The organism is Pseudomonas sp. A, from assembly GCF_056270345.1.
Genome location: NZ_CM149873.1, coordinates 447,651 through 466,016, shown reverse-complemented (window position 1 = coordinate 466,016; position 18,366 = coordinate 447,651). Strand labels below are relative to the sequence as shown.

At 65.1% G+C, this 18,366-nt stretch carries 18 protein-coding genes and 1 tRNA gene; 8 read left to right on the top strand and 11 right to left on the bottom strand.

Annotated features, from left to right (window positions below; translation table 11 throughout):
• Positions 1-17 precede the first annotated feature (17 nt).
• A complete protein-coding gene (locus tag AC0MAZ_RS02135; protein WP_232855006.1) occupies positions 18-500 on the bottom strand; it encodes a transporter substrate-binding domain-containing protein in 483 nt (160 codons plus the stop codon).
• 227 nt (positions 501-727) lie between these two features.
• Between AC0MAZ_RS02135 and AC0MAZ_RS02130 the strand changes: the two genes are divergently transcribed.
• Complete coding sequence (locus AC0MAZ_RS02130) at positions 728-1,204, top strand: DUF4399 domain-containing protein (protein WP_475860018.1); 477 nt, start codon at positions 728-730, stop codon at positions 1,202-1,204.
• A 58-nt stretch (positions 1,205-1,262) separates the two neighbouring features.
• Here the strand turns inward: AC0MAZ_RS02130 and AC0MAZ_RS02125 are convergent, their stop codons facing one another.
• Both AC0MAZ_RS02125 and AC0MAZ_RS02120 read right to left on the bottom strand, forming a co-directional pair.
• On the bottom strand, positions 1,263-2,132 hold the full coding sequence (locus AC0MAZ_RS02125; RefSeq protein ID WP_203649644.1) for a LysR family transcriptional regulator: 870 nt from the start codon (positions 2,130-2,132) through the stop codon (positions 1,263-1,265).
• 170 nt (positions 2,133-2,302) lie between these two features.
• Positions 2,303-4,534, bottom strand: coding sequence for a heavy metal translocating P-type ATPase (locus tag AC0MAZ_RS02120; RefSeq protein ID WP_234560624.1), 2,232 nt, complete (start codon positions 4,532-4,534; stop codon positions 2,303-2,305).
• A gap of 111 nt (positions 4,535-4,645) precedes the next feature.
• On the opposite strand from AC0MAZ_RS02120, the gene cadR reads away from it, so the two are divergent.
• Positions 4,646-5,089: a cadmium resistance transcriptional regulator CadR gene (gene cadR / locus AC0MAZ_RS02115; protein WP_475860017.1), complete on the top strand. Its 444-nt coding sequence runs from the start codon at positions 4,646-4,648 to the stop codon at positions 5,087-5,089.
• A gap of 99 nt (positions 5,090-5,188) precedes the next feature.
• Here cadR and AC0MAZ_RS02110 read toward each other — a convergent pair whose 3' ends face one another.
• From AC0MAZ_RS02110 to AC0MAZ_RS02100, 3 genes are read right to left on the bottom strand one after another with little or no spacing between them, the layout of a single operon-like run.
• Positions 5,189-6,160: a thymidylate synthase gene (locus AC0MAZ_RS02110; protein ID WP_475860016.1), complete on the bottom strand. Its 972-nt coding sequence runs from the start codon at positions 6,158-6,160 to the stop codon at positions 5,189-5,191.
• Positions 6,161-6,207: 47 nt separating this feature from the next.
• Positions 6,208-7,017 (bottom strand): prolipoprotein diacylglyceryl transferase, encoded by an 810-nt coding sequence (lgt, locus tag AC0MAZ_RS02105; protein ID WP_186732418.1) that lies wholly within the window; start codon positions 7,015-7,017, stop codon positions 6,208-6,210.
• Between the two features lie 16 nt (positions 7,018-7,033).
• Positions 7,034-7,816 carry a sulfite exporter TauE/SafE family protein gene (locus tag AC0MAZ_RS02100; protein ID WP_050707397.1) on the bottom strand — a complete coding sequence of 261 codons (783 nt, stop codon included), beginning with the start codon at positions 7,814-7,816 and terminating at the stop codon, positions 7,034-7,036.
• Positions 7,817-7,947: 131 nt separating this feature from the next.
• Between AC0MAZ_RS02100 and AC0MAZ_RS02095 the strand changes: the two genes are divergently transcribed.
• Positions 7,948-8,694 (top strand): NRDE family protein, encoded by a 747-nt coding sequence (locus AC0MAZ_RS02095; protein ID WP_232855011.1) that lies wholly within the window; start codon positions 7,948-7,950, stop codon positions 8,692-8,694.
• A gap of 115 nt (positions 8,695-8,809) precedes the next feature.
• Here the strand turns inward: AC0MAZ_RS02095 and ppk2 are convergent, their stop codons facing one another.
• The 5 genes from ppk2 to AC0MAZ_RS02070 form a co-directional block, all read right to left on the bottom strand.
• A complete protein-coding gene (ppk2, locus tag AC0MAZ_RS02090; RefSeq protein ID WP_232855012.1) occupies positions 8,810-9,820 on the bottom strand; it encodes a polyphosphate kinase 2 in 1,011 nt (336 codons plus the stop codon).
• 188 nt (positions 9,821-10,008) lie between these two features.
• Positions 10,009-10,084: transfer RNA gene (locus tag AC0MAZ_RS02085), tRNA-Phe, on the bottom strand.
• Positions 10,085-10,174: 90 nt separating this feature from the next.
• Entirely contained in the window at positions 10,175-10,447 is a 273-nt protein-coding gene (locus AC0MAZ_RS02080) for an oxidative damage protection protein (protein ID WP_110734368.1), read from the bottom strand.
• The gene (mutY, locus tag AC0MAZ_RS02075) at positions 10,444-11,511 is read right to left on the bottom strand and encodes an A/G-specific adenine glycosylase (protein WP_232855013.1); all 1,068 of its coding nucleotides are present in this window, start codon (positions 11,509-11,511) and stop codon (positions 10,444-10,446) included. The genes AC0MAZ_RS02080 and mutY overlap by 4 nt, the downstream gene beginning before the upstream one ends.
• Positions 11,508-13,757, bottom strand: coding sequence for an AsmA family protein (locus AC0MAZ_RS02070; RefSeq protein ID WP_475860014.1), 2,250 nt, complete (start codon positions 13,755-13,757; stop codon positions 11,508-11,510). Before AC0MAZ_RS02070 ends, mutY begins: the two co-directional genes overlap by 4 nt.
• Before the next feature lie 436 nt (positions 13,758-14,193).
• On the opposite strand from AC0MAZ_RS02070, the gene AC0MAZ_RS02065 reads away from it, so the two are divergent.
• The 5 genes from AC0MAZ_RS02065 to hisA all read left to right on the top strand — a co-directional run bounded on the left by AC0MAZ_RS02065 (position 14,194) and on the right by hisA (position 18,366).
• Positions 14,194-15,852, top strand: coding sequence for an OFA family MFS transporter (locus AC0MAZ_RS02065; protein ID WP_203649679.1), 1,659 nt, complete (start codon positions 14,194-14,196; stop codon positions 15,850-15,852).
• 255 nt (positions 15,853-16,107) lie between these two features.
• Positions 16,108-16,701, top strand: coding sequence for an imidazoleglycerol-phosphate dehydratase HisB (gene hisB / locus AC0MAZ_RS02060; protein ID WP_028688464.1), 594 nt, complete (start codon positions 16,108-16,110; stop codon positions 16,699-16,701).
• Positions 16,702-17,340 carry an imidazole glycerol phosphate synthase subunit HisH gene (gene hisH, locus AC0MAZ_RS02055; protein WP_203649682.1) on the top strand — a complete coding sequence of 213 codons (639 nt, stop codon included), beginning with the start codon at positions 16,702-16,704 and terminating at the stop codon, positions 17,338-17,340.
• On the top strand, positions 17,341-17,601 hold the full coding sequence (locus tag AC0MAZ_RS02050) for a DUF2164 domain-containing protein (RefSeq protein ID WP_050703409.1): 261 nt from the start codon (positions 17,341-17,343) through the stop codon (positions 17,599-17,601).
• 27 nt (positions 17,602-17,628) lie between these two features.
• Complete coding sequence (gene hisA / locus AC0MAZ_RS02045) at positions 17,629-18,366, top strand: 1-(5-phosphoribosyl)-5-[(5-phosphoribosylamino)methylideneamino]imidazole-4-carboxamide isomerase (protein WP_203649684.1); 738 nt, start codon at positions 17,629-17,631, stop codon at positions 18,364-18,366.

Here is an 18,366-nt window from a genome sequence, read left to right as displayed (position 1 = left end):
CGAGACAGATCGCATGATTACTGTTCGGCGCTAGTCTCGCGCGCAGCCGTAAGCCATTTGCTTTCCAGCTCAGCCAACCGCCCATCGTCTTTGATCCGCTGCAGGGCATTGGTCACCGCCGTCTCGAAGGCTGGATTACCCTTCTGGTACGGGATCACCAGTTTCTGGTTGGCCGGGGTACGAATGGCGTCGAGCTTATCGCTCAGTTTGGCGTCTTGCTGGTTGAAGGTCATGTCGAACTTGCCGCTCTCCACTCCAGGAAGCACCTCTTCGGCGGCGATCTCGACGAACTCGGCCCGCACATCCAGCTCCTTGGCCAGGGCCTGGCCCAACTCGATCTCGAAGCCGGTCAGGTGTTCGTTCTCCTTGAACGCATAGGGTGGCGCGTCGCCAAGCACGGCGATGCGCAGTTCGCCACGGTCATTGATTTCGTCGATCAGTTCGGCCTGGGCCAGTGGGCTGAACAGTACCGCCAGCAGTATGCCAATGGTCAAACGCATGGGTGCCCCTTTCTTGTTCGGCAGATGAAGTGCATTCGCCGTGGCTTTCTCGTCTGCCAGGTCGAACGCAGCCTATGACCTCCAGGTCGCGGCAAGGTTTTCTTCTGCCCTGAAATATTTCTGTCCCTGTTTTTGAACCTCTGCCGGTCGCGTTGGACTATGGTGAAGTACCGCCACACCTCGTTTAAGTGATAGCGGTCAATTGAAGTGAATCACAGGAGAAGTGAATGAAAAGCCTATTTTCGCGTGCTGCCGTCGCCGGTCTGCTGATGGGGGCGTCGGTGTTCGCCAGTGCCGCGGATGCCCTGAAGAGCCAGCAGCCACCGGAAGGCGCCAAGGTCTTCATCGTTTCCCCCGCTGACGGGGCCACGGTCGACAAGACCTTCACCGTCAAGTTCGGCATCGAAGGCATGGACCTCAAGCCTGCGGGTGACCAGACCCCGCACTCTGGCCATCACCACCTGCTGGTGGACGTGGACAAGGCCCCCCTGGCCGACCAGCCGCTGCCCACCAGCCTGATGCCGGAGAACAACGCGCCGTTGCCGGCAGGTCCGCAAGTGCTGCACTTCGGCAAGGCGCAGACCGAGGCGAGCATCACTCTCACGCCGGGCAAGCACACCCTGCAACTGGTGCTGGGTGACAAGTACCACGTGCCGTTCAAGCCGAGCGTCGAGTCGCAGAAGATCACCGTCAACGTGAAATAACCCACTGCGCCATCGCCGGCAGGCCAGCTTGCCGGCGATGAGGTCATTGCAGGCCGTTTCAGAACTGCGAGCCAACCACTTCCTGCGCCACGCCCAGAAAAGCCGCCGGCAACCGCGCCTGGCGCCGCTCCTTCAGGCAATACAGGTACTCGTGCATCACCGGCGCATCCTCCAGCACCAGCACCCGTAGCTCCGGGTTATGCGGCACCTCGTGGCGGGCAATGATGCTGATGCCGATGTTGCGTAGCACCGCCTCGCGTATTGATTCGCGGCTGCCGATCTCTAGTTGCGCTCCAGCCTTCACGTTGGCCTCCTGCATCATCTGCTCGGTCAGCTTGCGCGTGGTCGAGCCCTGCTCGCGCATCAGCAGGCAATGCCCGGCCACCACGTCGATGGACACCGCCTGACGCTGGGCCAGCGGATGATTGCGGTGCACCGCCACCACCAGCGGGTCGGTGCCCAGCACCCGGCGCACCAGGCGTGCATCGTCGAGCAGTTGCGAGGACGCGGCGATATCCACCCGGTAATCCTCGAGCATCTCCAGCACCTGCTGCGAGTTGCCGATCTCCACCGCCACCTCCACCTGGGGCAGGCGCTCGCGGAAGATCTTCACCAGGTCGAGGATGTAGTAGGGCGCCGTGGCGGCGATGCGCAGGCTGCCCTGGGCCTGGCCGCTGTTGCGCAGCTCGAACTCGATGTCGGCCTCCTGCTGCAACAGTGCCTTGACCATCGGCAGAAGGCGCACGCCTTCCTCGCTCAGCACCAGGCGCCGGCCACCGCGGTAGAACAGCTCGACGTTGTACTGACCCTCGAGATTGCGGATCTGCGTGGTCACCGTCGGCTGGCTGAGCCCGAGCTTCTTCGCCGCCAGGGTGATGCTGCCCAGGCGGGCCACCATGTAGAAGGCTTTGAGCTCGGCGCTCAGCATTGTGGATAACCTCTGGTTGAAAGATTCGCTGTGTACTCTGTAGGAGCGGCCTTGCCGAGGCGTCGGACCGGCCGGAAAGGGCTGCATGGCAGCCCCAGGATCTCGGCATCATGCAAGATCGCCGAGGCCGCATTGCGGCCCTTTCGCGGCACAAGGCCGCTCCTACAACGCTACTTGCGCAACAACCGCAGACCGTTGAACACCACCAGCAGGCTCACGCCCATGTCGGCGAACACCGCCATCCACATTGTGGCCATGCCGGCAAAGGTGATCGCCAGGAAGATCGCCTTGATCCCCAGGGCCAGGACGATGTTCTGGGTGAGGATCGCCGCGCTTTGGCGCGACAGCCTGACGAACGCCGGGATTTTGCGCAAGTCATCGTCCATCAGCGCCACGTCGGCGGTCTCGATGGCGGTGTCGGTGCCGGCGGCGGCCATGGCGAAGCCGATTTCGGCACGGGCCAGGGCCGGTGCGTCGTTGATGCCGTCTCCGACCATGCCGACCCGGTGGCCCTCGCCGTACAGGCGCTCGATGCTGGCCAGCTTGTCCGCCGGCAGCAGGTTGCCCTCGGCGCGATCGATCCCCACCTGGGCGGCGATGGCCTGGGCGGTGTGGGGATTGTCGCCGGTCAGCATGACAGTCTTGATGCCCAGCGCGTGCAGTTCGGCGATGGCCTGGCGGCTGCTGTCCTTGACCGTATCGGCCACGGCGAACAGCGCCAGCGGGCCGGAGCGGTCGAGCAACAGCACCACGGTCTTGCCCTGGCGCTCCAGCACATCCAATTGCGCCTCGAGCTGCGGGGAGCACAGGCCGAGCTCTTCCACCAGACGATGGTTGCCCAGGTGGTAGGTCTGGCCCTCGATATCACCGCGCACACCGCGACCGGCCAGGGCGGCGAACTCGCTGACCTCGCTCAAGGCCAGGCCCTGGTCCTTGGCGAACAGGGCGATGGCACCGGACACCGGATGGTCGGAGCGGGCAGCCAGGCTGGCGGCCAGGGCCTGGGCCCGACCTTCGAACAGCGGGTCGAGGACCTTGCTGTCGGTCTGCACCGGCTTGCCGTGGGTGATGGTGCCGGTCTTGTCCAGGGCGATGAAGTCCAGCTTGCGCCCGCCTTCGAGGTACACGCCACCCTTGATCAGGATGCCCTTGCGCGCCGCCGCGGCCAGGCCGCTGACGATGGTCACCGGGGTCGAGATCACCAGCGCGCACGGGCAGGCCACCACCAGCAGCACCAGGGCGCGGTAGATCCAGTCGAACCAGGCGCCGGCCATGAACAGCGGTGGGATCACCGCCACGGCCAGGGCCACGGCGAACACCACCGGGGTGTAGATGCGCGAGAACTGGTCGACGAAGCGCTGGGTCGGCGCACGGGCGCCCTGGGCCTCCTCGACGGCCTTGATGATCCGCGCCAGGGTCGACTGGCCGGCGGCGGCGGTGACACGGTACTCCAACGCGCCGGCCTGGTTGATGGTGCCGGCGAACAGCTTGTCGCCCACGGCCTTCTCGACCGGCAGGCTCTCGCCGGTGATCGGCGCCTGGTCGACGCTGGACTGGCCACTGACCACCTCGCCATCCAGGCCGATACGCTCGCCCGGCCGTACCCGCACCAGGGCACCGATCGGCACCTCGCGCACGTCGAGCTCGCGCCACTGGCCGTCAGCCTGTTGCACGGTGGCCAGGTCCGGCGCCAGTTGCATCAAGCCGCCGATGGCATTGCGCGCACGATCCAGCGAACGCGCCTCGATCAGCTCGGCGATGGTGAACAGCACCATGACCATGGCCGCTTCCGGCCACTGGCCGATCAGCACGGCGCCGGTCACGGCGATGCTCATCAGGGCATTGATGTTGAGGTTGCGGTTCTTCAGGGCGATCCAGCCCTTCTTGTAGGTGCCCAGGCCGCAGCCGAGGATCGCCGCCAATGCCAGGGCGGCAACCACCCACTCCGGCGCCTTGCCGGAGAAGTGCACGATTTCTGCGGCGATCGCCGCGATACCCGACAAGGCCAGCGGCCACCAGCGGGTCTTGGCTGCCTGCGGCGCAACGGCGCTGCCGTCGTCCTCGGCGGCCAGCGGCTCGGCCTTCATGCCCAGGCTGTCGATGGCCCGCTCGATCTCGGCGGTGCCGGCCAGCGTGTGGCGCACGCCGAGCACGCGGTTGATCAGGTTGAACTCCAGTTGCTCGATGCCGGCCAGCTTGCCCAGCTTGTCCTGGATCAGCGTCTGTTCGGTAGGGCAGTCCATGGCCTCGATGCGAAAGCGGCTGAGCTGCGCCTGGGCGCTGGCCTTTTCGGTCAGCTGCACCAGGGCCGGGGCAGCCTTGCTGGAGCAGCAGCTGTGGGCGTGGGGCTCGTGGCCATGCGCGTGGTCATGCTTGTGGTCGGGGCTGACAGGCTGGTTCATGGAATCATCCTTAACTGAGCACTGGCCTCTGCAGTTATCCGCAGAGTGGGTTGTTGCCAAGTGAACACCCTGTAGCCACTATAGGGTCAAGCCCTCTGCTGGAGATTTGCCATGAAGATCGGAGAACTGGCCAAGGCCACCGACTGCGCCGTGGAGACCATCCGCTACTACGAACGTGAGCAACTACTGCCCGAGCCTGCCCGCAGCGACGGCAACTATCGGCTCTACACCCAGGCCCATGTCGAACGGCTGACCTTCATCCGCAACTGCCGCACCCTGGACATGACTCTCGATGAAATCCGCAGCCTGTTGGGCCTGCGCGACAGCCCCGACGGCTCATGCGGCAGCGTCAATGCGCTGATCGACGCGCACATCGAGCATGTGCAGGCGAGGATCGACGGGCTGGTGGCGCTGCAGGCGCAGCTGGTGGAATTGAGGCAGCAGTGCAATGCGCAGGGGGCGGAGTGCGCAATTCTGCAGCAGCTGGAAACCAATGGGGCGGTGACGGTGCCGGAGATAGAGCATTCCCATGTGGGGCGCAGTCACGGGCATTGACCTGATGAAAAGCATTCGCGGGTAAACCCGCTCCCACAGGTGCGGTGCATGGCCTGTGGGAGCGGGTTTACCCGCGAAAAGGGCGATTCGATCTCTGGATCAGACCGCCATCGGCGCCGTCATCGGCGCATGGTGCTCATAGCCTTCCAGCCAGAAGTCGCTTGGCTCGATCTTCTCCAGCCACTCCGGCTCGTACCTGCCGGTCTCGGCGAACGCCGGCACCCGGTCGCTGATCACCAGCTTCGGCGCGGCCAGCGGTTCGCGCTTCATCTGCTCGCCCAGCATGTCCAGGTGGTTCTCGTACACATGGGCGTCGCCGATGAAGTAGGTGAACCAGCGCGGGGTGTAGCCGGTCAGGCGGCCGAACAGCGACAGCAGCGCCGCGCCTTCGGTGAGGTTGAACGGCGTGCCCAGGCCCAGGTCGTTGGAGCGGATGTAGAGGGTCAGGGAAATTTCCTTGGTCTCGACATTCGGGTGGAACTGGTACAGCAGGTGGCACGGCGGCAGGGCCATTTCATCCAGTTGGGCGCAGTTCCAGCCGTGGAACAGGATGCGGCGGCTGCCCGGGTCGTTGGCGATGGTGTCCAGGCACTGGCGCACCTGGTCGATGGCCTTGTACAGGATGACGAACGCCTGGCCGTCCTCTTCGTCCTGGGCGATGCGGCGAAAACCTGCCTGCTCGGCCATCTCGATGGCTGCCGGGTTGCTCAGCGGGATGCGCTTGTAGCCCGGCCACTGGCGCCATTGCACGCCGTAGATCTCGCCGAGGTCGTCATGGCCCTGGCGGAACGGGTTGGCCAGCCACTGGGCGTTCTCGTTGGCGTTCTGGTCCCAGACCTTGCAGCCCAACTCGCGGAACTCGCCGGCGTTCTTCACGCTGCGCAAAAAGCCCACCATCTCGCCGATCGCCGACTTGAACGCCAGCTTGCGCGTGGTGATGGCCGGGAAGCCTTTCTGCAGGTCGAACTTGAGCATGGCGCCCGGCAGGCTGATGGTGCGGATGCCGGTGCGGTTTTCCTGCAGCGTGCCGTTGTCGATGACGTCACGGACCAGATCTAGATACTGTTTCATGGCTTACCTGTAGCAAAAACGGCAGGGAATCACCCCTGCCGTGGAAATCAGACGGTGGCCTTGGCCGACGGTTTACGGTTGTAGGCCCACCAGATCAGGAAGATGCCGCCGACGACCATCGGCACGCAGAGCAACTGACCCATGGTCAACCAGCCGAAGGCGATGTAGCCCAGCTGGGCGTCGGGTACCCGCACGAACTCCACGATGAAGCGGAAGATGCCGTAGAACAGCGCGAACATGCCGGAAACGGCCATGGTCGGACGCGGCTTGCGCGAGTACAGCCAAAGGATGACGAATAATGCCACACCTTCGAGGGCGAACTGATACAGCTGCGACGGGTGACGCGGCAGCTGGGCCGGGTCGCTGAACGGCGGGAACACCATCGCCCACGGCACGTCGGTGGCCTTGCCCCACAGTTCGGCGTTGATGAAGTTGCCGATGCGTCCGGCACCCAGGCCGATCGGCACCAGCGGCGCGACGAAGTCCATCAGCTCGAAGAACGACTTGTTGTTGCGCTTGCCGAACCACAGCGCAGCCAGCATCACGCCGATGAAACCGCCGTGGAACGACATGCCGCCTTTCCACACCTCGAAGATCAGCGTCGGATTGGCCAGGTACTGGTGCAGGTCGTAGAACAGCACGTAGCCCAGGCGCCCGCCAACGATCACCCCCATCGACAGCCAGAACACCAGGTCGGAGAGTTTCTCGCGGCTCCAGGTCGGATCGAAGCGGTTCAACCGGCGCGAGGCCAGCAGCCAGGCGCCGCCGATGCCGATCAGGTACATCAGGCCGTACCAGTGGATTTTCAGTGGACCGAGGGCCACGGCCACCGGGTCGATCTGCGGGTAAGGCAGCATTGTCTTTCCTCTAGGTTCAGATAAGGAAGCTGAGTCCGACGCAGAACAGCAGCGCGGCGAACAGGCGCTTGAGCACACGCGGCGACAGCTTGTGCGCCAGACGCGCGCCGTAGCGGGCGAAGAACATGCTGGTGGCCGCGATGCCGACCAGCGCCGGAAGGTAGACGTAGCCCAGGCTGTGGGCCGGCAGGTGTTCCTCGTGCCAGCCCAGCCAGATGAAGCCCAGGGCACTGGCCAGGGCGATCGGCAGGCCGCAGGCCGACGAGGTGGCCACCGCCTGCTGCATGGGCAGGCTGCGCCAGGTGAGGAACGGCACGGTCAGCGAACCGCCACCGATGCCGAAGATCGCCGAGGCCCAGCCGATCACCCCGCCGGCGGCGGTCAACCCAGGCTTTCCGGGGATGCCGCGGCTGGCCTTGGGCTTGAGGTCCAGGGCCATCTGCGCGGCGATCACCAGGGCGAACACGCCGATGATCTTCTGCAGCATCGGACCCTGGATCAGCGAGGCGGTCTTGGCCCCGACCAGCGCGCCGAGCAGGATGCCCACGGTCATCCAGGCGAAGATCGGCCATTGCACCGCGCCCTTGCGCTGGTGCTCGCGCACGGCATTGATCGAGGTGAAGACGATGGTCGCCAGCGACGTGCCGACCGCCAGGTGGGTCAGCACCGAAGGGTCAAAGCCCTGCAGGGTGAAGCTGAACACCAGCACCGGCACGATGATGATGCCGCCACCGACGCCGAACAGCCCGGCCAGCACCCCGGCGCAGGCGCCCAACAGCAGATAGAGAGCGAATTCCATTCGTGGCCCCAGTGGAAAACAATCCGGCATGGTAACGGAAGCCAAGCCCGGCGCTCTAGTGAACTCTGTGTCAGATGATGGATAGCGGTCGGCGGCGCGGGTAGAGTGGCCGAAAACACAGGGGACAACCTATGTGCCTGATCGTATTCGCCTGGCGGCCGGGGACGGCCCGGCCGCTGATCGTCGCAGCCAACCGCGACGAGTTCTATGCCCGGCCAACCCAGGCCCTGGCCGCCTGGGAGGATGCCCCAGGCGTGCATGCCGGGCGGGACCTGGAGGCTGGCGGAACCTGGCTTGGCGTGGGGCCGAACGGGCGCTTCGCCGCGCTGACCAACATCCGCGACCCGCGCCAGCCACCGGGGCCGCGCTCACGGGGCGAGCTGGTGGCGGCGTACCTGCAGGGCGAACTGGGGGTCGAGGCCTACCTGGACCAGGTGGCCAGCCGCAGCGAGCAGTACTCGGGGTTCAACCTGTTGGTGGGCGATGGCGGGCGGCTGGGCTACCTGCATGCCCGCGAGGCCGCGCCGCGCTTGCTGGAGCCTGGTGTCTACGGGCTGTCGAATGCCGGGCTGGATACGCCGTGGCCGAAGCTGGTCAAGGCGCGCAGTGGGCTTGAGGGATTGCTCGAGGCCGCCGATCCGCAACGGCTATTGGCCCTGCTGGGCGATGCGCAGCCCGCGCCGGACGGCGAGTTGCCGGAGACCGGCGTGGGGCTGGCCACCGAAAGGCTGCTGTCGAGCGTGTTCATCGCCAGCCAGAACTATGGGACGCGGGCGAGCACGGTGCTGATCGTCGATGACCAGGGGCGGCGGCAGATGGTCGAGCGCAGTTTCGGACCGTATGGTGGGCACTTGGGCGAGGTGGATATAGACGTTTGAAAGCATGGGGCGCTTTGCGCCCCTTTCGCGGCACAAGGCCGCTCCTACAGGGGGCGCGTATGATTTGTAGGAGCGGCCTTGCGCCGCGAAAGGGCTGCGCAGCAGCCCCAGCGATTCAGCCTGCCAGCACCGCCGGCTCATCCTCCTCGAACCCCCGCGAAGCCCGCCCGACCAGCAGCGGATCCGGCGCATGCGCCACGCTGTGGTCCTTGCCCGGATAATCCAGCGAATGCAGGAAGTGGCGAATGCAGTTGATCCGCGCCCGCTTCTTGTCGTCCGACTTGATCACCGTCCATGGCGCATCGGCGGTGTCAGTATGGAAGAACATCGCCTCCTTGGCCGCGGTGTAGTCCTCCCACTTGTCCAGCGACTTGATGTCGATGGGCGACAGCTTCCAGTGCTTGAGTGGATCGTCACGACGGGAGATGAAGCGGCGCAACTGCTCCTCGCGGTTCACCGAGAACCAGAACTTGAACAGCAGGATGCCGCTGTTGCACAGCATGCGCTCCAGCTCCGGCGCCTGGCGCATGAACTCCAGGTATTGCAGGGGCGAGCAGAAGTCCATGACCTTCTCGACCCCGGCGCGGTTGTACCAGGAGCGGTCGAAGAACACCATTTCACCGGCCGTGGGCAGGTGCTGGACATAGCGCTGGAAGTACCACTGGCCCTTCTCCTGCTCGGAGGGCTTCTCCAGTGCGACGATGCGCGCGCCGCGCGGGTTCAGGTGCTCCATGAAGCGCTTGATGGTGCCGCCCTTGCCGGCGGCGTCACGGCCCTCGAACAGCACGACGATGCGCTGGCCGGTTTCCTTCACCCAGTTCTGCACCTTGAGCAGCTCGATCTGCAGGTCATGCTTGGCCTTCTCGTAGTCCTGGCGGCGCATGCGCGTGCGATAGGGGTAGTTGGCCGGCAGGCGGGCCGAGGTGCTGTCTTCGTTGCTGCCTTTGCGGGCATTGGCCACTTCCAGGGCGGCGGGCTGCTGGCTGACCTGGGTGATGGTCTCTTGCGCGGCGGTGCTGGTGGCCGGCTTGCGCTGGCGTGGGCGACGAGGGCGAGGGGCTGGCTTGGGGCTGCTGTCGGCCTCGGCGGGCGCTGGCAGGAGGAGGGTGGCGGATTCTTCGCTCATGGAGGTCCTTGCGGGGGTCGGTCGAATGTCCACCTTCCATCCTATGCAGGCGCGAAGGGAGGCATTTTGATATCGATCAACCAGGGGCGAAGGATTCCTGGGGTAAAACTGAAGACAACAAAAAACCCGCACTAGGCGGGTTTTTTGTGTCGCTTCGGGTAACTTTGCAACCACCAGAAGCTTGAAGGTGGTGCCCAGAGACGGAGTCGAACCGCCGACACGAGGATTTTCAATCCTCTGCTCTACCGACTGAGCTATCTGGGCGACGGGGTGAATTAAATAGATTTTCTCAGAGGCCGTCAACGACTTTTTTCTAAAAAATTTAAATTAATTCCGTCGCTTACGATTCGTGGGTCAATTCGAGGGCGGAACGTAGCCTTCGGCCTGGGCGTAATCCTCACCGGCGAAGAACTTGTCCATCTCGGCCTGGATGAATTTGCGGTCCTCGGCATTCATCATGTTCAGGCGCTTCTCGTTGATCAGCATGGTCTGGTGGTCCTGCCACTCCTTCCAGGCCTTCTGCGAGATGTTTTCGAAGATGTCCTGGCCCTTGGCGCCCGGATAGGGCGGGCGGTCCAGGCCGGGGAGTTCTTCGTTGTACTTGCGGCACTTCACGGTGCGGGTCATGGCTTCTCTCCTGCAATCAATTCGTCGGCCGCGCGTTGCAGCAGCTTCTTGACCGGGGCGGCGAGGCCCAGGCGCGGCGGGGTGGCGAGGTTATACCAGAGCCAGTCGGGCTCGGCCACGTGCGAGCCGACGGGCTCGACACGCACCAGCCAGGGTTCGATGGCCAGCTGGAAATGGCTGAAGGTGTGGGTCAGACCGTCCAGGGCCTGGCTGGCGCTCAGGCGCAGGCCGTGCTGGTAGGCGAGGTCGTCGAGCTGTTCCAGGCTGTCCAGCTCCGGCAGGCTCCACAGGCCGCCCCACAGGCCGGTGGAGGGCCGGCGATAGAGCAGGATCGCGCCTTCGTGGTTGGTCAGCAGCGGCATCAGGGTCTTGCGCTGGGGCAGGGCCTTGCGCGGCTTGGGCTCGGGATAGCGGGTCTCCTCGCCGTGCAGGTGGGCTTCGCAGCCGCGCTGCAACGGGCAGATCAGGCAACTGGGCTTGCTGCGGGTGCACAGCGTGGCGCCCATGTCCATCATCGCCTGGGTGAAGTGGTTGACCCGGGTCATCGGTGTGAAGCGCTCGGCGGTGGCCCATAGCTGGTTGGCTACTTTCGGCTCGCCGGGGTAGCCTGCCTGCGCGGTAAAGCGGGCCAGCACGCGCTTGACGTTGCCGTCGAGGATCGGCGCGCGGATGCCCATGCTGATACTGGCGATGGCGCCTGCCGTGGAGCGCCCGATGCCGGGCAATTCGGTGAGTTGCTCGACGCTGCGCGGGAACTCGCCGCCATGCTGCTCGACGACGATCTTCGCGGCTTTTTGCAGGTTACGGGCGCGGGTGTAGTAGCCCAGGCCCGTCCACAGGTGCAGCACCTCGTCCTCCGGCGCCTCGGCCAGGGCCTGCACGGTCGGCAGGGCCTGCATGAAACGGTCGAAGTAGTTGAGCACGGTGCTGACTTGCGTCTGCTGCAGCATGATTTCGGAGACCCACACCCGATACGGGTTGATGCCCTGTTGCCAGGGCAGGTCGTGGCGGCCGTGCTGGTCGTACCAGTCCAGCACGGCGCTGGAGAACTGCTGGGGGCTCATCGTTTGAACAGCCCCTTGAGCGCATCTTTGAGTTCCGGGCTCACCTTGTCTCCGAGTTTCTCTTCGAGTTTTTCATCGATCTTGTCCTTCAGGCGGTTGCCGGCCAGCTTCGCGGCGACCTTGCCCAGGCCGTCCTGGTCCAGGCGACAGGCCTTGGCGCCCAGCTCCAGTGGGCCGCGGCAGCGCAGCGGCACTTCGACGCCGGTGAAGCGCTCGTTGACCTGGCAAGCCGGGTCGGGCATGGCGCGCTGGTCGCCCTCGACGATCACGCCGACGTTGTAGTCCATGCCCAGCACGCGCAGGTCGAGGTCGCCATGGCCGTTGACGGTCAGGCCCGGGATGCGCGCCTTGAGGTCCGGGTTGCTGGCCACGCCGTTACGCACCACCAGGCTGCCGCGCAGTTCCTGGAACGGTGTGTCCTTGCCCCGCTGTTCGCCGCTGAGCTGCTTGCGGTTGAGGGTGGCGATGGCCTGGCACAGTTGCTGTTCCAGGTTGGCGTTGACCAGCACGCCGTCGTTGATGGTGAAGCTGGCGTTGCCGTTGAGCGTATCGACCAGGGCCTTCTGGCTGTTGCCGGTGGCGGTGAGGTCGCTGTTCAGGGTCAGCAGGCCCTTGACCGGCGGCGCCTGGTCCGGGCTTTCGCGCTTGATGAAGTGCTCCACCGGCACGCGATTGATCTTGGTGTTCACGCCGATCTGCGGCACGGCGGGGCGCACATCGACAGTGCCCTTGGCCTCGAAGGTGCCGTTGTACAGGCCGCCGCGCAGGGTCTGCAGGGTGACCAGGCCGGCCTGGCCGCTGGCGGTCAGCTGTGCGTCGCTGATCGGCAGTTTGTCCAGGGTCAGCGCGCCGAACGACAGGTCGGCCTGCAGGTCCAGGGCGCGCAGGCGGTCGACCGGCAACAGCTTGTCGTTGCTCCAGGCCACCTGGGTCGGTGCGTCGGGCAGCGGTGTGGTGCCCGCGCCAGCGACGGCGGTGGCCTCCTGCTGCTTGACCTCGGCCTGGCGTGCCGCCGTGGCGCCCTTGGCCTCTTCGCTTTTGGCCGGCAGGTAGCGATCGGCGTTGAACGTGTCGGCTTTGAGGCGCACACGCAACGCTTGCTTGGCGAAATCGTCCACGGCGACACGGCCGGTGAAGGTGCTGTCGTCCAGCTTCACTGCCAGGTCTTCCAGGGCCAGGCTGCTCTGCGTGCCCTGCAGGCGGGTGACCAGCTCCAGTTTCTTGAACGCCGCCGGGTCGGCGGTGGCCGGCAGCGGGTGGCCGATGCCGTCGAGGAAGGTGCGCAGGTCGAACTGGGCGATGGACAGGCCGCCGCTGACCTGCGGGGCCTTGTCCAGATCACGCACGTTCAGCTCGCCCAGGGCGCGCAGCTGGTTGGCCGAGACCTTCAGGCCGCTCCAGGACGCGACATTGGCCGCCAGGTCGACCAGCACCTGCCCTTGGGCGACGAAGGTCAGGGTCTTGCCGGCCAGCGGCTCGCCCGAGGTCTCGCCGGACAGGCGCATGTCTTCCAGGTTGTAGCGCTTGAGCTTGCGGTCGAAGCGCAGCTCGCCGGTCAGCTCGGTGCGCGCCTTGATGTTCGGCTGGCTGGCACTGAGGAAGGCGCTGGCCTTTAGTGCGATGTTCGCGCCTTCGTGCACGGGGCCGGTGCTCAGCTGGATGCTTTCGGCGCCGTAGGTCTGCCCGGCCTTCTCGTCGGTGTAGAGCACGCGGGCGTTGTTGACGGTCAGGCTGTCGATATCAAGCTTGACCGAACGTTCGCTGGCCTCTGGTTTGGCGGGTGCGGTGTCCGACGCCTCGGCGGGCGTGCTGGCAGGTGCGCCGGCGACGGTCGGCTGCGGCAGTGGCTTGCCGATGTCTTCCCAGTTGCCGTGACCATTGGCGTCGCGGGTCAGGGTCAGGTTGAGGCCTTCGACCCGCACATCGCTCATCTGCACTTCGCGGCGCAGCAGCGGCAGCACGCGCACCGACAGGCCGAGCATCTGCAGGTCGGCGAACGGCACCTTGGGGTTGTTCAGCGTGGCGATGCTCGCCTCGTGCAGCTCCAGGCCCAGCCAGGGGAACAGGCTCCAGCCGATGTCGCCGTTGAGGGTCAGCTCCACATGGGCCTTGTCGCGGGCCAGCTTGCGGATTTCGTCTTTGTAGTCGTTGGGATCGAAGAGGTGGCTCAGGGCGAAGCCCAGCGCCACGATGATCAGCAACAACCCGAGAAGCCCCAGCCCCAGGATTTTGCCGAACGCTTTCATGGGCGAGTCCTTGTAGTCCGATTTAGAAATTCAGCGGCGAGTATAGCGCCGTGGCACTTGGCTCTGCGTATCCGACATTTCGACAGTGGCAATGGCGACAGTTCATTTATTGCCTGCTCGGGCCTTATCGCGGGGCAAGCCCGCTCCCACGCATGACCGAGAGCGGCATGGACTTGCGTGGGAGCGGGCTTGCCCCGCGATGAGGCCCGAACAGGCGACACAACCTCACCTGAATACACGAAATACCGATTCAGCTAGCGAAAAAAACACGATATCAGATTGCTTTCATGTCACCCCCTGCTGGTAATCTTGCGCCCGCCCGTGGAGCCCCCGCGACCCATTGTCGCGGGGTGCCAGCCCAAGCGGCCGGGCTGCCTTGCGTGCAGCCAAAGCAGAGCCGTCCACGCGCACAGCCCACCTACAAAAGGAACAATCCATGAACAGCAGTATCACGGCGGGGGCGGCGGCAAGCGCGCCGGGCTTCCTGTCGAAGGAGCGCATCATCGCCCGCCCGGGCTTCAACCGCTGGCTGGTGCCGCCGGCGGCCCTGGCGATCCACCTGTGCATTGGCATGGCCTATGGCTTCTCGGTGTTCTGGTTGCCGCTGTCCCAGGCCCTGGGTGTCAGCGCGCCAGTGGCATGCGCCGCTGACATGGGCTTCATCGCCCGTCTGTTCAGCGCCGAGTGCGACTGGCCGATTTCCATGCTCAGCTGGATCTACACCCTGTTCTTCGTGTTCCTCGGCTGCTCGGCCGCAGTGCTCGGCGGCTGGCTGGAACACGCCGGCCCGCGCAAGGCCGGCCTGGTATCGGCACTGTGCTGGTGCGGCGGCCTGCTGATCTCGGCGATCGGCGTGAAGACCCACCAGCTGTGGCTGATGTGGCTGGGCTCGGGGGTGATCGGCGGGATCGGCCTGGGGCTGGGCTACATCTCGCCGGTGTCGACGCTGATCAAGTGGTTCCCGGACAAGCGCGGCATGGCCACCGGCATGGCGATCATGGGCTTTGGCGGGGGTGCCATGGTGGGCGCGCCGCTGGCCACCGCGCTGATGGGCCATTTCTCCAGCCCGACCGAAGTGGGCGTATGGCAGAGCTTCGTCGCCATGGCCGCGATCTACTTCGTGTTCATGACCGCTGGCGCCCTGGCCTACCGCGTGCCGCCGACCGGCTGGAAGCCTGAGGGCTGGACGCCGCCGGCGAAGAAGGCCAACGCCATGGTCACCGACCGTCACGTGCACGTCAGCGTGGCCTGGAAGACCCCGCAATTTGCCTTGGTGTGGTTGGTGCTGTGCCTGAACGTGTCGGCCGGTATCGGCATTCTCGGCATGGCCTCGCCGCTGCTGCAGGAAGTGTTCGCCGGCAAGCTGCTGGGCAACGAGTTGACCTTCAGCGAGCTGAACGCCGCGCAGCTGGCGCAGATTGCCGCCATTGCCGCCGGCTTCACCGGCCTTTTGAGCCTGTTCAACATCGGCGGACGCTTCTTCTGGGCGTCGTTCTCCGACTACATCGGCCGCAAGAACACCTACTTCGCCTTCTTCGCCCTGGGCGTGGGCCTCTACAGCCTGGTGCCGAACATGGGGCACATCGGCAACGTGGCGCTGTTCGTGGCGGCGTTCTGCATCATCCTGTCGATGTATGGCGGCGGCTTCGCCACCGTGCCGGCGTACCTGGCCGACCTGTTCGGCACGCAGATGGTCGGCGCCATCCATGGTCGCCTGCTGACTGCCTGGGCGGCGGCCGGCGTGCTCGGTCCTGTACTGATCACCTACCTGCGCGAGGCGCAGCTGGCGGCGGGGGTGGAGCGGGCCGCGGCCTACGACATGACCCTGTACATCCTCGCCGGCCTGCTGGTGCTGGGCTTCATCTGCAACATGCTGGTGCGGCCGGTGGCGGACAAGTACTTCATGACCGATGCCGAACTGGCTGCCGAGCGGGCGCTGAGCCATGACAAAGGTGTCGATTCGGCACGCTCGCTGGAGTGGCATGCGGCGCCGGGCAGTCTGCCATTGGTGCTGCTGGCCTGGGCGGTGGTGGTGATTCCGCTGGGCTGGGGGGTTTGGATCACCTTGCAGAAGACGGCGGTACTGTTTCACTGATTGAGATCGTCGGGGGCGCCTTGCGCCCCTTTCGCGGCACAAGGCCGCTCCTACAGAGGTGCGCGGTGCCATTGTAGGAGCGGCCTTGTGCCGCGAAAGGGCTGCAACGCAGCCCCGGGGCTCGGTTGTATAGACCTGTAGACCCGTCCCACCCCCGCAATTACTAGCCTTGCCATATGTCATCCGCGTTTCAAGCCGGCGCATTCTGGGCCTATAATGGAGCCCTTTTCGCCCAATGATTTTGCGGAGCTGGTGATGGTCGAACGTAAGGCTTCCGTCGAGCGCAATACCCTGGAAACCCAGGTCAAGTGCTCGATCAACCTCGATGGCAGCGGCAAGGCCCGATTTGAAATCGGCGTGCCTTTCCTTGAACACATGCTCGACCAGATCGCCCGACATGGGCTGATCGACCTGGACATCGAGTGCAAGGGCGACCTGCATATCGACGATCACCATACCGTCGAGGACGTCGGCATCACCCTGGGCATGGCGTTCGCCCAGGCCATTGGCGACAAGAAAGGCATCTTCCGCTACGGCCATGCCTATGTGCCGCTGGACGAAGCGCTGTCGCGCGTGGTCATCGATTTCTCTGGCCGGCCGGGCCTGCAGATGCATGTGCCCTACACCCGCGCCACCGTCGGCGGCTTCGATGTCGACCTGTTCCAGGAGTTCTTCCAGGGCTTCGTCAACCACGCCCTGGTGACCCTGCACATCGACAACCTGCGTGGCCACAACACCCACCACCAGATCGAGACCGTGTTCAAGGCCTTCGGCCGCGCGCTGCGCATGGCCGTTACCCTCGACGAGCGCATGGCCGGGCAGATGCCGTCCACCAAAGGGTGCCTGTAAATGCAGACGGTAGCCGTAATCGACTATGGCATGGGCAACCTGCACTCGGTGGCCAAGGCACTGGAGCACGTGGGCGCCGGCAAGGTGCTGGTGACCAGCGACGCCGCGGTGATTCGTGAGGCCGACCGCGTGGTGTTTCCCGGCGTCGGCGCGATCCGCGACTGCATGGCCGAGATCCGCCGCCTGGGCTTCGACAGCCTGGTCCGCGAGGTCAGCCAGGATCGCCCGTTCCTCGGCATCTGTGTCGGCATGCAGGCGCTGCTCGACCACAGCGAAGAGAACGAAGGCGTCGACTGCATCGGCCTGTTCCCAGGCCAGGTACGCTTCTTCGGTAAAGACCTGAAGGAAGACGGCGAGCACCTGAAGGTGCCGCACATGGGCTGGAACGAGGTCGGCCAGACCAATGACCACCCGTTGTGGCACGACATCCCCGACCGGGCGCGTTTCTACTTCGTGCACAGCTACTACATCAACGCCGGCAAGCCAGGCCAGGTGGTCGGTCGCGGCCACTATGGCGTCGATTTCGCCGCCGCGCTGGCCGATGGCTCACGCTTTGCCGTGCAGTTCCACCCGGAGAAGAGCCATACCCATGGCCTGCAGCTGCTGCAGAACTTCGTCGCCTGGGACGGGCGCTGGTAAATGAGCCGATCGAAGACCAAGGCCCCCGTCATCACGCTGGCCCCGGAGCAGGAGCGCGACGCGCTCGACACGCTCAAGCGCTTCCTCGAAGACCGCTTCGAGCTGGAGCTGGGGTCGTTCGAGGTGGCCGAGGTCCTCGAGCTGTTCAGCAAGGAAATTGCACCCCATTACTACAACAGGGCGATTGCCGATGTTCAGCTGCACCTCAAGGAGCGGTTCGAGAGCATCGAAAGCGACCTGTGGGCGCTCGAGAAGCCCTGAACCCAACGAACAAGACAGGTTGCCAAGATGCTGATTATCCCCGCTATCGATCTCAAGGACGGTGCCTGCGTACGCCTGCGCCAAGGCCGCATGGAAGACTCCACCGTATTCTCCGACGACCCGGTGAGCATGGCCGCCAAATGGGTCGAGGGTGGCTGCCGTCGCCTGCACCTGGTCGATCTGAACGGCGCCTTCGAAGGCCAGCCGGTCAATGGTGAGGTGGTCACCGCCATCGCCCGGCGCTACCCGAACCTGCCGATCCAGATCGGCGGCGGCATCCGCTCGCTGGAAACCATCGAGCACTACGTCAAGGCCGGCGTCAGCCACGTGATCATCGGCACCAAGGCGGTCAAGCAGCCCGAGTTCGTCGCCGAAGCCTGCAAGGCCTTCCCGGGCAAGGTCATCGTCGGCCTGGATGCCAAGGACGGCTTCGTCGCCACCGACGGCTGGGCCGAAGTGAGCTCGGTGCAGGTCATCGACCTGGCCAAGCGTTTCGAGGCCGATGGTGTCTCGGCGATCGTCTACACCGACATCGCCAAGGACGGCATGATGCAGGGCTGCAACGTGCCGTTCACCAAGGCCCTGGCCGAAGCCACCCGCATTCCGGTAATCGCCTCCGGTGGCATCCACAACCTGGGTGACATCAAGGCCCTGCTGGACGCGAAAGCCCCTGGCATCATCGGCGCCATCACCGGCCGCGCGATCTACGAAGGCACCCTCGACGTCGCCGAGGCCCAGGCCTTCTGCGACAACTACCAAGGCTGA

Excerpts from the sequence above, each read along its gene's own strand:
- AC0MAZ_RS02070 (WP_475860014.1), bottom strand. The coding sequence starts at position 13,757 with ATGAAAGCGTTCGGCAAAATCCTGGGGCTGGGGCTTCTCGGGTTGTTG.
- AC0MAZ_RS02120 (WP_234560624.1), bottom strand. The coding sequence starts at position 4,534 with ATGAACCAGCCTGTCAGCCCCGACCACAAGCATGACCACGCGCATGGC.
- mutY (WP_232855013.1), bottom strand. The coding sequence starts at position 11,511 with ATGAGCCCCCAGCAGTTCTCCAGCGCCGTGCTGGACTGGTACGACCAG.
- AC0MAZ_RS02080 (WP_110734368.1), bottom strand. The coding sequence starts at position 10,447 with ATGACCCGCACCGTGAAGTGCCGCAAGTACAACGAAGAACTCCCCGGC.
- AC0MAZ_RS02130 (WP_475860018.1), top strand. The coding sequence starts at position 728 with ATGAAAAGCCTATTTTCGCGTGCTGCCGTCGCCGGTCTGCTGATGGGG.
- cadR (WP_475860017.1), top strand. The coding sequence starts at position 4,646 with ATGAAGATCGGAGAACTGGCCAAGGCCACCGACTGCGCCGTGGAGACC.
- AC0MAZ_RS02135 (WP_232855006.1), bottom strand. The coding sequence starts at position 500 with ATGCGTTTGACCATTGGCATACTGCTGGCGGTACTGTTCAGCCCACTG.
- ppk2 (WP_232855012.1), bottom strand. The coding sequence starts at position 9,820 with ATGAGCGAAGAATCCGCCACCCTCCTCCTGCCAGCGCCCGCCGAGGCC.
- AC0MAZ_RS02100 (WP_050707397.1), bottom strand. The coding sequence starts at position 7,816 with ATGGAATTCGCTCTCTATCTGCTGTTGGGCGCCTGCGCCGGGGTGCTG.
- lgt (WP_186732418.1), bottom strand. The coding sequence starts at position 7,017 with ATGCTGCCTTACCCGCAGATCGACCCGGTGGCCGTGGCCCTCGGTCCA.
- hisA (WP_203649684.1), top strand. The coding sequence starts at position 17,629 with ATGCTGATTATCCCCGCTATCGATCTCAAGGACGGTGCCTGCGTACGC.
- AC0MAZ_RS02125 (WP_203649644.1), bottom strand. The coding sequence starts at position 2,132 with ATGCTGAGCGCCGAGCTCAAAGCCTTCTACATGGTGGCCCGCCTGGGC.
- AC0MAZ_RS02050 (WP_050703409.1), top strand. The coding sequence starts at position 17,341 with ATGAGCCGATCGAAGACCAAGGCCCCCGTCATCACGCTGGCCCCGGAG.
- AC0MAZ_RS02065 (WP_203649679.1), top strand. The coding sequence starts at position 14,194 with ATGAACAGCAGTATCACGGCGGGGGCGGCGGCAAGCGCGCCGGGCTTC.
- AC0MAZ_RS02095 (WP_232855011.1), top strand. The coding sequence starts at position 7,948 with ATGTGCCTGATCGTATTCGCCTGGCGGCCGGGGACGGCCCGGCCGCTG.
- AC0MAZ_RS02110 (WP_475860016.1), bottom strand. The coding sequence starts at position 6,160 with ATGAAACAGTATCTAGATCTGGTCCGTGACGTCATCGACAACGGCACG.
- hisH (WP_203649682.1), top strand. The coding sequence starts at position 16,702 with ATGCAGACGGTAGCCGTAATCGACTATGGCATGGGCAACCTGCACTCG.
- hisB (WP_028688464.1), top strand. The coding sequence starts at position 16,108 with ATGGTCGAACGTAAGGCTTCCGTCGAGCGCAATACCCTGGAAACCCAG.